The sequence below is a fragment of the Azospirillum sp. TSH64 genome (genome assembly GCF_003116035.1).
In the GTDB taxonomy this organism is placed as follows: Bacteria; Pseudomonadota; Alphaproteobacteria; order Azospirillales; family Azospirillaceae; genus Azospirillum.
Genome location: NZ_LGQW01000015.1, coordinates 6,357,887 through 6,370,517 on the forward strand (window position 1 = coordinate 6,357,887; position 12,631 = coordinate 6,370,517).

The following is a 12,631-nucleotide window of genomic DNA, read 5'->3' on the forward strand; positions in this document are numbered from 1 at the left end:
TTTAACGGTCGTGACCATGATCGGGCGTCTCCCGTCGGGTGTCGCCAAAGAGCCGGTTTGCCGGCCCGGAACCCCCGAATCTCTCGGTTCCATGCGATATGTAGGAAACCTACATCCTGCCCGAGGGCGACGCAAGAGTGGTCCTACCACTTGCCGCGAGATTTGATCTGGATCAAGTCATGCTAAGCGAATAAGGAGGCGTCTTGTCGTAACAGACTCAATTTCCCCACATATTCCGGTATAAAACCACCATATTAGAAATGTAGTTTCACTACATATCGGCGGTGTGCCGGAACCGTCTCAATCATGTGCAGAAAAGGCCCATGAAAAGGCGGGGTTCATGCCCCCGCCTTGCTTTCGTACCACGGCTTGGTTGCCTTGACGATGCGCACCACGGACAGCATCACCGGGACTTCGACCAGCACCCCGACCACGGTGGCGAGTGCCGCCCCGGAGCCGAGCCCGAACAGGCTGATGGCTGCCGCCACCGCCAGTTCAAAGAAGTTGGAGGCGCCGATCAGCGCGGCCGGCGCCGCCACGCACCATGCCACCCCGAACCGGCGCGACAGCCAATAGGCCAGCCCGGCGTTGACATAGACCTGGATCAGGATCGGCACCGCCAGCAGCAGGATGACCATAGGCTGCGCCAGGATCTGCTTGCCCTGGAAGCCGAACAGCAGGACCAGCGTGCTCAGCAGAGCCAGCAGCGACACCGGCTGGATGCGGCCGAGCACGCGCGTCAGCGCCGGCTCGCCGCCAGCCGCCAGCAGGCTGCGCCGCCAGATCTGCGCGGCCACCACCGGGATGACGATGTAGAGCAGCACCGACAGCAGCAGCGTGCCCCACGGCACGGTGATCGACGCCACCCCCAGCAGCAGCCCGACCAGCGGCGCGAAGGCGAACACCATGATCAGGTCGTTCAGCGCCACTTGGCTCAGCGTGTAGTGCGGTTCGCCGTCGCACAGGTTCGACCACACGAACACCATGGCGGTGCAGGGGGCGGCGGCCAGCAGGATCAGCCCGGCGATGTAGGAGGAGATCTGCTCCTGCGGCAGCAGCGGGGCGAACAGATGGCCGATGAACAGCGTGCCGAGCAGCGCCATCGAGAAGGGCTTGACCGCCCAGTTGATGAACAGCGTCACGCCGATGCCGCGCCAATGTTCCTTGACCTGCCCCAGCGCGCCGAGGTCGATCTTCAGCAGCATCGGCACGATCATCAGCCAGATCAGCAGGGCGACAGGCAGATTGACACGGGCGATCTCGGCCGCGGCAATCGCCCGGAACAGGCCGGGCACCAGATGGCCGAGCGCGATGCCGGCGACGATGCACAGCCCCACCCAGAGGCTGAGATAGCGCTCGAAAGTCCCCATGGCGGGACGGGCGGCCGGGGCGGACTGGATGTCAGCGGTCATGGATTTGCTCCCCGCGTCACGATTTTTCCGGCGCCATCTCGTCCATCCGCCGCTTCAGCGCCATGCGGTCGAGCGACGCGATGGGCAGGCTGGCGAAAGCCTGGATGCGGCGCTCGATCTGCCCGAACACCGTGGCGGTGAAGGCTGCCTTCTCCGCATCGGTCCCTTCGGCGCTGGAGGGGTCGGCAAAGCCCCAATGGGCGCTGATCGGCTGTCCCGGCCACACCGGGCAGACCTCGCCCGCGGCGTTGTCGCAGACGGTGACGATGAAATCCATGTGGGGCGCGCCGGGTGCTGCGAACTCGTCCCAGCTCTTCGACCGGAGGTCCGCCGTCGGAAAGCCCAGCCGCTCCAGCAGGTCGCGGACGGCGGGGTTGATACGCCCGGACGGCTGGCTGCCGGCGCTGAAGCCGCGGAAGCGGCCCTGGCCCTCCCGGTTCATCAGGCATTCCGCCATGACGCTGCGGGCGCTGTTGTGCGTGCAGAGGAACAGCACGTTGTAGACGCGGCTCTCGGCCATTTTCCGCTCCGTTTTCGGTTCTCAGCAGCCGCAGCGCGGGCTTGCGGTCTTCTCGCCATTGGCAGCTTCCGGCGTCGGCGCGCAGACCGGGATGCAGGCGCCCGCATTGGCCGACCGGCCACAGCAGTTTTCCGACAGAAAGCCGACGATGCCGGTCATCCGCCCGAAATCGGCCGAATAGATCAGCGACCGGCTCTCGCGCCGCTGCAGGATCAGCCCGGCATTGGTCAGCGCCGACAGGTGGAAGGACAGGGTGGCCGGCGCGACCCCCAGAGCCTCCGCAATCGATCCGGCGGAGCGGCCTTCCGGCCCGGCTTCCACCAGCAGGCGGAAAATGTCCAACCGCGTTTCCTGCGCCAGGGCCGCCAGCCCGGCCAGGACATCCTTCTTTTCCATCGTCTTTTCCAAGCCAACCACCCATCGCCTGAAGCCGTGCCACTGGCCGGGCGCCGATTCGATTATTCGATAAATATAGAAATAATACGTGGTGGTGTCTGTGGTCAACATCATTTCGATGAAAATCGAAATGACAGGGCGGATCGTCCTATTTCACGGAAAGGTTTGAAAGAGCAGAGGCAAGATCGCCCTTAAGGATAATTGTATATTAACTAATGTATATCTGGTCATATGGCGCAATATTTTGATGATATGATTTTGAGTTTTTGTAGACAAACGAGTTCACGATAAATACCTCTATGGATAACGGCAGCGACGATGAAAAACCAAGCCGCCGAACTCTTCTTTGAAATCATCCTTCATGCGACGGATCGCCTCCAGGAGGCGTCGTAACCTGCCCGCTGTGCCGTCGGCGCAGCGCCCATCGTCCTGGACACGGAGATTTTTCCATCATGACCGCGACCATGCAGCTCGTCGAATTCGGCACGGCCGACATCGAGAACACCCTTGGCAAGATGAGTGCGGCGGACATCGACCGTCTCGCCTTCGGCGCCGTGCAGCTCGATGCCGCCGGCCGCATCCTTCAGTACAATTCCGCTGAAGGCGCCATCACCGGGCGCGATCCGAAGACCGTCGTCGGCAAGAATTTCTTCACCGAGATCGCCCCCTGCACCAACACCCCGGCCTTCAAGGGCGTGTTCGACAAGGGCGTCCAGTCGAAGGACCTGAACACGATGATCGAATACACCTTCAATTACCAGATGAAGCCGACCAAGGTGAAGGTGCACATGAAGAAGGCCCTGATCGGCGACAGCTACTGGGTTTTCGTCAAGCGCCTGTGAGCCGATTGCCATGAAGACCGATCGCTGGTGGCAGGATCGCGACGCTCTGGGCAGGGTCGTCCGCGATCTGCTGGCGGGGGAATTCGCCCGGCTCCGGCCGGGTGTCCCGCCGTCCGCCGCAGGCTCTCCCTGGCCCGAAACCGTCCCGCTCGGTCCCGGCGGGGTGGGGGCGGATTCCCTCGACCTGCTGCAACTCGCTTCGGCACTCAACGAGGCCCTGCACCTCCACCGCAGCGGCATCGAGGACTATCTGCTGGTGCGGCGGACGGTCGGCGACTGGCTCGATGTCTGCGAAACGGCGCTCGGCCGCTTCGACGGCGCCCTGGGTTTCCGCACCTCGGGCAGCACCGGCGAAGGGAAGCGCTGCGAACATCCGCTGGCCGCGCTGGAGGAGGAAGCCGACGCGCTTGCCGCCCTGCTGTCCGCCGGTTCGGTCGCTCCGCGGCGCATCGTCAGCGTCGTCCCGGCCCATCACATCTACGGCTTTCTCTTCACCGTGCTGCTGCCGAACCGTCTGGCGGTTCCGGTGGTGGATGGGCGCGCCGCGTCGCCCGGCGGGCTGGCGGCCCGGCTCGAACCCGGCGACCTCGTCGTCGCCCATCCCGACTGGTGGGGCGCCCTGCTGCGGTCCGGCGCGGGGCTGCCTGACGGCGTGATGGGCACCAGCTCCACCGCGCCCTGTCCCGCCGACACGGCGCATGGCGTGCGCCGGCTCGGACTGGCGCGGCTGATGGAGGTGTTCGGCTCGTCGGAAACCGCCGGACTGGGCTGGCGCGACAACCCCGACGCTCCCTTCCGGCCTTTCCCCTGGTGGCGGTTCGGCAAGGAGGGCAGGGTGAGCCGCCGGCTTGCCGATGGAACGATCCTGTCCGCAACGCTTCAGGACCGGCTGACCCACAGCGACGGCGGTTTCCGTCCGGGCGGCCGTCTCGACACGGTGGTGCAGGTCGGCGGCGTCAATGTCTCGCTGGCGGCGGTGCAGGCGCATCTGGCCGGCCATCCCGACGTCGAAGCCGTCGTGGTGAGGCTGATGCGGCCGGAGGAGGGCACGCGGCTGAAAGCTTTCGTCGTCCCGGCATGCAACGCGCCGCCACAGGAGGACCTGTGCCGGCGGCTGACGGATTGGATCGAGGCGACGCTTCCGGCTCCGCAACGCCCGCGCGCGCTGGCCATCGGGCCGGCATTGCCGGTGAATGACATGGGAAAACCCTGCGACTGGCCTGTGGCATCGCAGGGGTGATCGGCATAAGGGGAAAGTGACGGGCGATCCGGTCCGGGGCTGCCGTGTTCGGCGGCTCCGGTCCGGTCGCGGAGACCCTGAGGCGGGAGGTCAGAAGCCGATGATGCCCGTCATCCACAGCAGGATCACGATAATTCCGGGAACGCCCAGAAGCCAAAGCAGGATAGGCATGCGTTTCCTCCATATTCAGGTGTTCAGTCTGCAAGAGCGCTGCTCTTCGATGCTGCTGAATGAACGGAGTAACTTGCCGGTCTGTTCCCTCGTTTCTCCCGCCGAGGCCGTGCTTCGCGTAAAAATTTTGTCGGTACCGCCGATGGTGCCGCCCGTGATTGCGTCGCAACGACGACGATAATGCCTTCAATCCTCCAGCAGCGATCGCTCTGCGGCGATGATCGACACCAGGGCGTCCATCACCGCCCGCACCCGTGCCGACCGCCGGAGATCGTTGTGCACCAGCAGCCACAGCTCGCGCGGCTGCGGCGGCGAAAGGCCCGCGGCCGGAACCGCCGGAACCAGGGCGGGAACTGGAACCGCGTCCGCCCGACCCAGGAAATGCGGAATCGCGGCGATGCCGATGCCGGCCGCCGCCGCCGCGCGCAGGCTCATCAGATCGTTGGCGCGGAAGACGAAGGGGCGGCGGCCGGCCACCTGCCGCAGCCAGCGCTGCTGCGGCACATGGTCCATGCTGTCGTCATAGCCGATGAACTCCCAGTCGGCCTCGTCGCGGCCGTCGAGATAATCCGGCGTCGCATAGAGCCCATAGCCCATGGCGCCAATCCGGCGGGCGACCAGCCCGTCATCCTCCGGCCGTTGCAGGCGCAGCGCGAGATCGGCCTCCCGCCGGGTCAGGCTGACCGCACGGACGTCGCCGACCAGTTCCACCACCAGCCTGGGCAGCGTCCGCCGCAAGCCGGCCAGCCGCGGCGCCAGGAAACTGCTGGAGAAGGCCGGCGGGGCCGACAGGCGCACCACACCGGCCGGCTCGCCCGGCTGGCCGCGGGCATGGCGTTCCACCGCCAGCACCCCATCCTCCACCCGGCGGGCCAGGGCCGCGAATTCCTCCGCTTCCGCGGTCGGGGCATAGCCGCGCGGCAGCCGGTCGAACAGGCGCACGCCAAGGTCGGCTTCCAGTGCCGCCACCCGGCGGGCGACGGTGGAGTGGTCCACCCCCAGCTTCCGGGCCGTCGCCGACAGGCTGCCGCTGTCCGCCAGCGCCAGGAAGACGCGCAGGTCATCCCAGTTCATCGGCCCATTCCAACCGGTCTCCACATCTCTGTGCAAAAACACCCAGGACTTGGGCGAGTTTGCCGAATTTCAGCGTATTGCACCACAGATTAACCTCCGCTCCACCGCAACGATCGATGGAGACAACCGATATGATCCGCTCAATCCAGATGACGGGGCCAGGCGGCGCCGAGGTGATGCGGCCTGCCCTCATCGACCTGCCGGCCCCGCGCGAGGGCGAGATCCGCCTGCGCCATGCCGCCGCCGGGGTCAATTTCGTCGACATCTACCACCGCACCGGTCTCTATCCGCTGCCGGCCTATCCCGCGACGCTCGGCGTCGAGGGCGCCGGCGTGGTGGAGGCGGTCGGGCCGGGGGTGAACGGGCTTGCGGTCGGCGACCGCGTCGCCTGGGCCGGGCTGCCGGCCGGCGGCTATGCAGAGGCGCGCCTGCTGGCCGCCGACCGCGCGATGCGCCTGCCGGATGGTGTCGAGCCGGTGGCCGCCGCGTCGCTGCTGCTGCGCGGCATCACCGTCCACATGCTGCTCAACCGGGTCTGCCCGGTCGGTCCGGGCAGCACGATCCTGGTGCATGCCGCCGCCGGCGGGCTTGGCCTTCTGCTGACCCAATGGGCGAAGAGCCTGGGCGCTACCGTCATCGGCACGGTCGGCAGCGCCGCCAAGGCGGAGACCGCCCGCGCCCACGGGCTTGACCACGCGATCCTGTATCGGGACGAGGACTTCGTCGCCGCCGTCCGCGACCTGACCGGCGGGCACGGCGCCGATGTCGCGGTGGACGGCATCGGCGGCGACACGCTGCGCCGGACCTTCGACGCGGTGCGGCTGTTCGGCACGGTGGCCAGCGTCGGTCAGGCCGGCGGGCCGGTCGCCCCGGTCGAACTGTCCGAACTGGGGCCGCGCCGTTCGCTCTGCCTCGCCCGGCCCAGCGTGTTCGCCTACATGGCCGATCCCGCCACCTACCGTGCCGCCGCCGGGGAGGTGCTGGCCCGCGTCGCCGCAGGCCTGAGCGCCGGTCCGGTAACCTGCCTGCCGCTCGATGCCGCGGCGGACGCCCATCGCGCGCTGGAGGGGCGGGACACCAGCGGCGCCCTGGTCCTCACGCCCGGTTGAGGCGCGCCGCCGGGACCAGCCACTTCTCCATGGCGTAGTTGTGGATCGGCACATCGCCGATTTTGAGATCCCGGCGAGCCAGCAGGGTGAAGCCGCGGCGCAGCAGGAAGGGGCGGGCGGCCTCGCTCGCCTCCACATGCAGGCGGGGGTGGCCGAGCACCAGGGCGCGCGCCTCCAGCACGTCGACCAGAGCCGACATCACGCCGCGGCCGGCGGCCTCGGGCGCGCAATAGAGGAAGTTGATGTGGCCGTCGGTCTCGACGTCGCTGAAGGCCACCGCCCGGTCGTCGCCATCCACTGCGACCAGGGCGACGCGGCCGTCGCCATAGGCCTCCAGCACCCGCTCCACCGTCGGCGCCCGGGCGGCCCAGGCCTCCACCTGCTCGGCGCTGTAGAAGCGGGGGCCGATGCCGCGGACGGAGCGGGCGTAAAGCTGCGCCAGGACGGGCGCGTCCGACGGCCGGTAATCCCTGATCCTCATCTGTCCCACTTCCTGTCCCGTCTTCCGGCCCGCTCTTCAGGCGGTCATTTCGCCGGCGCCAGCCGCAAGACCGCGCCGTCGGCGCCATCGGTGATGACATAGAGGGCGTCGTCGGGACCCTGTGCCACATCGCGGATGCGCGCGTCGAGCGGAATGCGCTCCACCTCTTTCGCCCCGGTGCCATCGATGGCGACGCGCACCAGCCCCTTGGCGCTGAGGCCGCCGATCAGGGCGCTGCCCTGCCAGTCGCGGAACAGCCCGCCGGTGTAGAAGGCCATGCCCGACGGCGAGATCACCGGCGTCCAGTGGATGACAGCGTCGGTGAACTCCTTGCGGGTCGGCGGGTCGGGGATGTCGCGGCCGTCGTAATGCTTGCCCCAGCTGACCAGCGGCCAGCCGTAATTCTTCCCCGCTTCCGGCCGGTTCAGCTCGTCGCCGCCCATCGGGCCCATCTCGGCGATCCACAGCGCTCCGCTGCGCGGGTCGATGGCCGCCGCCTCGATGTTGCGGTGGCCGTAGGACCAGACGGCGCCGGCCGTCGCCCCCTCACCGGCGAACGGATTGTCCTTCGGAGCCGAGCCGTCGCGGTTCAGCCGGACCACCTTGCCCAGCGTGTTGTCGCGGCTCTGCGCCGGATCGAACTTGTAGCGCTCGCCCAGCGTCAGGAAGATGTGGCCGTCGGGCGCGAAGGCGATGCGGGTGCCGAAATGGTTGCCGCCGTCCACCTTGGGCGTCTGGCGGAAAATCACCTTGAAGTCCTCGATGCCGCGCTCGCCCAGCGTGCCGCGCGCGAGCGCCGTGCCTGCGGTGCCGCCATCCCCCGGTTCGGCATAGGCGAGGTAGATCATCCGGTTGCGGGCGAAATCGGGATCGACGGCCACGTCCATCAGTCCGCCCTGGCCCTGGTTGAAGATTTTCGGCGTGCCGGCCAACGGGGAGGAGAGCGAGCCGTCGCGCGCCATGATGCGCAGCCGCCCCGGCTTTTCCGTCACCAGCGCCCGGCCGTCGGGGAGGAAATCGATGCCCCAGGGCCGCTCCAGCCCGGCGGCGACGCGGCTGACCGCCACCGGCCCGGCGCTGGTGCGGACGGTCTTCACCGTCTGGGCATTGCCCGCCTGCGCCTGACTTTGCCCCTGTTGTGCCTGTGCCGGGGCAAGCGGGATGGCGAGGGCGGCAATGAGAGCGGCGATCGGGGCGGTGGCCGACAGGGTCAGGGTGCTGCGCATCACGATCCTCCGGTTTTTCGGGATTGACCTTGCAGATGGGGGTGCGGGGCCGGCGGCCAAGGCCGGCTCCCCCGAAAGACTCGCCCGGCGAGATGGCCGACCGGAGCCTGGACGCAATTCGTCACATGTTTGTGTGCATACCCGGGTCATCCGATTTCACACGCCGATTGTTACCGTTCCGTTGCGGTGTTCGGAGCAGGGAACGGGGTATGGAAGACTTTTTTCGCCGGCTGTCGTCCAGCCTCCCACGCGCCGTCTGGGCACAGTACGGGATCACGCTGCTGCTGGTCGGGCTGACGGCGCTGGTGCGCCATGCGCTCGATCCGCTGCTGTTCAAATACCCGTTCCTGCTCTTCATCCCGACCATCTTCGTCATCGCCCTGCTGTTCGACCGCGGGTCGGGCTATCTGGCGGTTGCGCTGTCGGGTTTGTTTTCGGCCTGGTTCTTCATGAAGCCGGAGGGGATGCTGTGGGTCGCCGAGCCGGGCGACCGTCTGGCCTTCCTCATCTATATGGCCCTCGGTTTCGGCATCGCCGGCGGCGCCCATGCCCTGCGCCGGGCGAACGAGCGGCTGCGCGACTATTCGGACCGGCTTGCCGCCGCCAATGAGGAAAAGGATCTGATGCTGCACGAGATCCATCACCGGATCCGCAACGACCTGCAACAGATCTGCGCCCAGCTGACGCTCGCCGCCCACAAGGCCGGGGCGGGGGCGGAACAGGACATCGTCAGCGGCACCATCGAGCGGATCGGCGTGCTGGCCCGCGTCTATGTCCGGCTGCGCCGGGTGGAAGGCGTCAACATCGTCAGTTCGAAGGATTTCCTGGAAAGCCTGGTGGAGGATATCCAGCTCGGCGTCGTCGGGGTCAGGCCGGTGGCGGTCATCGCCGAGGTGGACGATGCCGATCTCGACATGAGCGTCGCGGTGGCGGTCGGCACCATCGCCAACGAACTGATCACCAACGCGCTGAAATACGCCTTTCCCGACGGCCGGGCCGGCCGCATCGAGCTGAGCTTCCGCAAGGAGGAAACCGGGTGCGTGCTGCGCGTCTGCGACGACGGCGTGGGCATGCTGTCCGAGCGGCCGCAGGGGACCGGGCTGGGCGGCCGGATCATGCGGCTGCTTGCCCTGCAACTGCGCGGCAGCCTCGACATCGAGCCGAGGCCGGAGCGTGGGTTGAAGGCGACCCTGCGCTTTCCCTGCTGCCAGGCGGCGTCGTCCGCGGGCGACGGTCCCGCCATCTGCTGAAAAACAGGCCATGCTGGAGCGGGGGAGGGCGATTTCCCGCGACCGGCCAATCTGCGTCAATGCGAACGTCCTCCCCGCCGCGTAGACTGGCCGGCGTGAAGCACAGCGCCGGCCGCGGGCCGTTTGCGAAGGTCACGCCAAACAGCCCCCCGACCGGCGACCACCATACTGGGAGGACGCCATGGTCATGATGAAAGCGGCGGTGTTCGTCGAACCGGGCCGCATCGTGCTGGACGACAAGCCGATCCCCGACGTCGGGCCGCTCGACGCGCTGATCCGCATCACGACGACGACGATCTGCGGCACCGACATCCACATCCTGAAGGGCGAATATCCGGTCGCCCGCGGCCTGACCATCGGCCATGAGCCGGTCGGCATCGTCGAGAAGCTGGGCTCCGCCGTCACCGGCTACCGCGAGGGGCAGCGGGTGATCGCCGGGGCCATCACCCCCAGCGGCCACAGCAACGCCTGCCTGTGCGGCTGCCATTCCCAGGACGGCGCCGGCACCAGGCATGGCTGGAAGCCGCTGGGCGGCTGGCGCTTCGGCAACAGCATCGACGGCTCCCAGGCCGAATACCTGCTGGTCCCCGACGCGATGGTCAACCTCGCCCCGGTGCCCGACGGGCTGACGGACGAGGAGGTGCTGATGTGCCCCGACATCATGTCCACCGGCTTCGCCGGGGCGGAGCGCGGCAACATCCGCATCGGCGACACGGTGGCGGTGTTCGCGCAAGGTCCCATCGGCCTGTGCGCCACCGCAGGCGCCAGGCTGAAGGGCGCCACCACCATCATCGCCGTCGACACCGTGCCGGTGCGGCTGGAGATGGCGCGGCGGATGGGGGCCGACCATGCGGTCGATTTCCGTCAAACCGATCCGGTGGAGGAAATCCTGCGGCTGACCGACGGCCGCGGCGTCGATGTCGCCATCGAGGCGCTGGGCACCCAGGCGACCTTCGAGGCGGCGCTGCGCGTGCTGCGGCCGGGCGGCACGCTGTCCAGCCTCGGCGTCTATTCCGGCGACCTGCGCCTGCCGCTGGGGCCGTTCGCCGCCGGTCTCGGCGACCACACCATCGTCACCTCGCTCTGCCCCGGCGGCAAGGAGCGGATGCGCCGGCTGATGGGCGTCGTCGCCTCCGGCCGTGTCGACCTCAAGCCGCTGGTCACCCACCGCTTCCCGCTGGAGCGGATCGAGGAGGCCTACGACCTGTTCGGCCACCAGCGCGACGGCGTGCTGAAGGTGGCGATCACGCCCTGAGTCCTGCTCAGGCACGCAAACGAAAAGAAGCCCCCCTCCCAGGCGGGAGAGGGGCTTTTCAAGGTCACACGCAACACCAGAGGAGAGAGGATAAACAAGGAAAACCGAGGCTTATTTCGCCAGATCGACGGCTTCGGCCAGACGCTTCACCGCCTCCTGCGAGGTCATGGTGGAGTTGAAGTGGGCGGTGACGACATCCAGGAAGGCGCCGCGGACCGCACCGGGGACCGCCATCTCGTGGGCCATCGACGGAACCGCGCTGTTGGTGTCGATGGCGGTCTTCAGATCGTCCATCGACTTGACGGCGCATTCGTCGAAGCTGTCGCGCGCCATGTCCTGGCGGGCGGGGATCGAGCCCTTCAGCACGTTGAAGGTCTCCTGGAACTTCTTGCCCAGGATCAGCTTGGCCAGCAGCTTCTGGCCGGCGGCGCGGTCGGCGTTGGCCGAGCTGAACATGACGAAGCTGTCGGAGTTCACGATATAGCCGAACTGGCCCGGCACATGGGCGCAGACGAAATCCTTGCCCGGCACCTTGCCGGCGGCGGTCAGCTCGCCCTTTTCCCAGTCGCCCATGATCTGCATGGCGGCCTGGCCGTTCATCAGCAGGCCGGCGGCGAGGTTCCATTCGCGGCCGGGGAAGCCGTCATCGACATAGCCGCGCAGCTTGCGCATCTGGTCGAACACCTTGACCATCGTGTCGCTGGTCAGCGCCTTGGCGTCCAGCTCCACCAGGGCCTTGCGGTAGAAGTCGGGACCGCCGAGGCCGAGGGTGACGTCCTCGAACAGCGCGCCTTCCTGCCAGGGCTGGCCGCCATGGGCCAGCGGGATGATGCCGGCGGCTTTCAGCTTGTCGGCGGCGGCGTTGAACTCGTCCCAGGTCTTCGGGATGGCGACGCCGGCCTTCTCCATGACCTTCGGGTTGACCCACATCCAGTTGACGCGGTGGATGTTCACCGGCACCGCGTAGTAATGGCCCTTGTAGGTCACCACGTCGCGGATCTGCGGCGGCAGGATGGCGTCCCAGTTCTCCGCCTTGGCGACCTCGTCCAGCGTCGCCAGCTTGCCCTGCGCCGCCCAGTCCTTGATGTTCGGGCCCTTCAGCTGCACGGCGTTCGGCGGGTCGCCGGCCAGCACGCGGGAACGCAGCACGGTGCTGGCCGCGTCGCCGCCGCCGCCCGCGACCGGCGCATCGATCCACTTGCCGCCCGCCGCCTCGAAATCCTGGCGCAGCGCGCCCGCTGCCTTCGATTCGCCGCCGGAGGTCCAGTAGTGCAGAACCTCCACCGCCGGCTCGGCCTTGGCGGGCACGGCCATCAACGCGCCGGCCATGACGGTGGCCAGGGCAACCATGCTGGTCGCTGTCATGCCGGGGATGGATTTGCTGAGAGACGGCATTTTGGACATTTCCCCCTGTTCCCTGTCTTCGTTCGATCTTCGAGTTGGCCTTGGGCTGTCAGCCGTCCGGCCGTTGGAGGAACTCTATCCCGCGTGCAATTCGGCGCCCGGATTATTTGGTAACAACGCCTTATCACGGCCGCGCCGCTGTTACGCAACCGTTACAAAGCGGCCCGCGCGGCGCACTGTACCCGGACCGGCGCGGGAGGCTACACTCGGGCCCAACGAACAAGAAAGCCCCTCTCCGCGGGGCAGGGAAC

Annotated in this window: 12 protein-coding genes; 5 read left to right on the forward strand and 7 right to left on the reverse strand. The window is 67.7% G+C overall.

Features of this window, described 5'->3' with window-relative positions; all coding sequences use genetic code 11:
* Window positions 1-338: 338 nt before the first annotated feature.
* The 3 genes from arsB to TSH64_RS30100 are packed head-to-tail and all read right to left on the reverse strand — an operon-like array spanning window position 339 to window position 2,328.
* A complete protein-coding gene (gene arsB, locus TSH64_RS30090) occupies window positions 339-1,412 on the reverse strand; it encodes an ACR3 family arsenite efflux transporter (protein ID WP_199237699.1) in 1,074 nt (357 codons plus the stop codon).
* A 16-nt stretch (window positions 1,413-1,428) separates the two neighbouring features.
* Window positions 1,429-1,932 (reverse strand): arsenate reductase ArsC, encoded by a 504-nt coding sequence (locus TSH64_RS30095; RefSeq protein WP_109450697.1) that lies wholly within the window; start codon window positions 1,930-1,932, stop codon window positions 1,429-1,431.
* A 21-nt stretch (window positions 1,933-1,953) separates the two neighbouring features.
* Complete coding sequence (locus TSH64_RS30100) at window positions 1,954-2,328, reverse strand: metalloregulator ArsR/SmtB family transcription factor (RefSeq protein ID WP_109450699.1); 375 nt, start codon at window positions 2,326-2,328, stop codon at window positions 1,954-1,956.
* Window positions 2,329-2,780: 452 nt separating this feature from the next.
* On the opposite strand from TSH64_RS30100, the gene pyp reads away from it, so the two are divergent.
* Together pyp and pcl are read left to right on the forward strand one after the other, a co-directional pair.
* Window positions 2,781-3,170 carry a photoactive yellow protein gene (gene pyp, locus TSH64_RS30105; protein WP_247873218.1) on the forward strand — a complete coding sequence of 130 codons (390 nt, stop codon included), beginning with the start codon at window positions 2,781-2,783 and terminating at the stop codon, window positions 3,168-3,170.
* A 10-nt stretch (window positions 3,171-3,180) separates the two neighbouring features.
* A complete protein-coding gene (gene pcl, locus TSH64_RS30110; RefSeq protein ID WP_109450701.1) occupies window positions 3,181-4,410 on the forward strand; it encodes a 4-coumarate--CoA ligase in 1,230 nt (409 codons plus the stop codon).
* A gap of 357 nt (window positions 4,411-4,767) precedes the next feature.
* Here pcl and TSH64_RS30115 read toward each other — a convergent pair whose 3' ends face one another.
* Window positions 4,768-5,655: a LysR family transcriptional regulator gene (locus TSH64_RS30115; protein ID WP_109450704.1), complete on the reverse strand. Its 888-nt coding sequence runs from the start codon at window positions 5,653-5,655 to the stop codon at window positions 4,768-4,770.
* Window positions 5,656-5,786: 131 nt separating this feature from the next.
* Between TSH64_RS30115 and TSH64_RS30120 the strand changes: the two genes are divergently transcribed.
* Window positions 5,787-6,764 carry a quinone oxidoreductase gene (locus TSH64_RS30120; protein WP_109450706.1) on the forward strand — a complete coding sequence of 326 codons (978 nt, stop codon included), beginning with the start codon at window positions 5,787-5,789 and terminating at the stop codon, window positions 6,762-6,764.
* Here TSH64_RS30120 and TSH64_RS30125 read toward each other — a convergent pair.
* Complete coding sequence (locus TSH64_RS30125; RefSeq protein WP_109450708.1) at window positions 6,751-7,245, reverse strand: GNAT family N-acetyltransferase; 495 nt, start codon at window positions 7,243-7,245, stop codon at window positions 6,751-6,753. The two genes, TSH64_RS30120 and TSH64_RS30125, sit on opposite strands and share 14 nt — an antisense overlap.
* Before the next feature lie 44 nt (window positions 7,246-7,289).
* Window positions 7,290-8,471 carry a PQQ-dependent sugar dehydrogenase gene (locus tag TSH64_RS30130; protein WP_109450710.1) on the reverse strand — a complete coding sequence of 394 codons (1,182 nt, stop codon included), beginning with the start codon at window positions 8,469-8,471 and terminating at the stop codon, window positions 7,290-7,292.
* Window positions 8,472-8,680: 209 nt separating this feature from the next.
* Here TSH64_RS30130 and TSH64_RS30135 point away from each other — a divergent pair, with 209 nt between their 5' ends.
* Together TSH64_RS30135 and TSH64_RS30140 are read left to right on the forward strand one after the other, a co-directional pair.
* A complete protein-coding gene (locus TSH64_RS30135) occupies window positions 8,681-9,721 on the forward strand; it encodes a DUF4118 domain-containing protein (RefSeq protein ID WP_158285434.1) in 1,041 nt (346 codons plus the stop codon).
* Window positions 9,722-9,902: 181 nt separating this feature from the next.
* Window positions 9,903-10,976 (forward strand): NAD(P)-dependent alcohol dehydrogenase, encoded by a 1,074-nt coding sequence (locus TSH64_RS30140; RefSeq protein ID WP_109450714.1) that lies wholly within the window; start codon window positions 9,903-9,905, stop codon window positions 10,974-10,976.
* A gap of 111 nt (window positions 10,977-11,087) precedes the next feature.
* On the opposite strand, the gene TSH64_RS30145 is transcribed toward TSH64_RS30140, so the two are convergent.
* Window positions 11,088-12,371, reverse strand: a complete 1,284-nt coding sequence (locus TSH64_RS30145; protein WP_247873219.1) for an ABC transporter substrate-binding protein — start codon at window positions 12,369-12,371, stop codon at window positions 11,088-11,090.
* Window positions 12,372-12,631: the final 260 nt, after the last annotated feature.

Coding starts and splice junctions, on each gene's coding strand:
- arsB (WP_199237699.1), bottom strand. CDS start 1,412: ATGACCGCTGACATCCAGTCCGCCCCGGCCGCCCGTCCCGCCATGGGG.
- TSH64_RS30095 (WP_109450697.1), bottom strand. CDS start 1,932: ATGGCCGAGAGCCGCGTCTACAACGTGCTGTTCCTCTGCACGCACAAC.
- TSH64_RS30100 (WP_109450699.1), bottom strand. CDS start 2,328: ATGGAAAAGAAGGATGTCCTGGCCGGGCTGGCGGCCCTGGCGCAGGAA.
- pyp (WP_247873218.1), top strand. CDS start 2,781: ATGACCGCGACCATGCAGCTCGTCGAATTCGGCACGGCCGACATCGAG.
- pcl (WP_109450701.1), top strand. CDS start 3,181: ATGAAGACCGATCGCTGGTGGCAGGATCGCGACGCTCTGGGCAGGGTC.
- TSH64_RS30115 (WP_109450704.1), bottom strand. CDS start 5,655: ATGAACTGGGATGACCTGCGCGTCTTCCTGGCGCTGGCGGACAGCGGC.
- TSH64_RS30120 (WP_109450706.1), top strand. CDS start 5,787: ATGATCCGCTCAATCCAGATGACGGGGCCAGGCGGCGCCGAGGTGATG.
- TSH64_RS30125 (WP_109450708.1), bottom strand. CDS start 7,245: ATGAGGATCAGGGATTACCGGCCGTCGGACGCGCCCGTCCTGGCGCAG.
- TSH64_RS30130 (WP_109450710.1), bottom strand. CDS start 8,471: ATGCGCAGCACCCTGACCCTGTCGGCCACCGCCCCGATCGCCGCTCTC.
- TSH64_RS30135 (WP_158285434.1), top strand. CDS start 8,681: ATGGAAGACTTTTTTCGCCGGCTGTCGTCCAGCCTCCCACGCGCCGTC.
- TSH64_RS30140 (WP_109450714.1), top strand. CDS start 9,903: ATGGTCATGATGAAAGCGGCGGTGTTCGTCGAACCGGGCCGCATCGTG.
- TSH64_RS30145 (WP_247873219.1), bottom strand. CDS start 12,371: ATGCCGTCTCTCAGCAAATCCATCCCCGGCATGACAGCGACCAGCATG.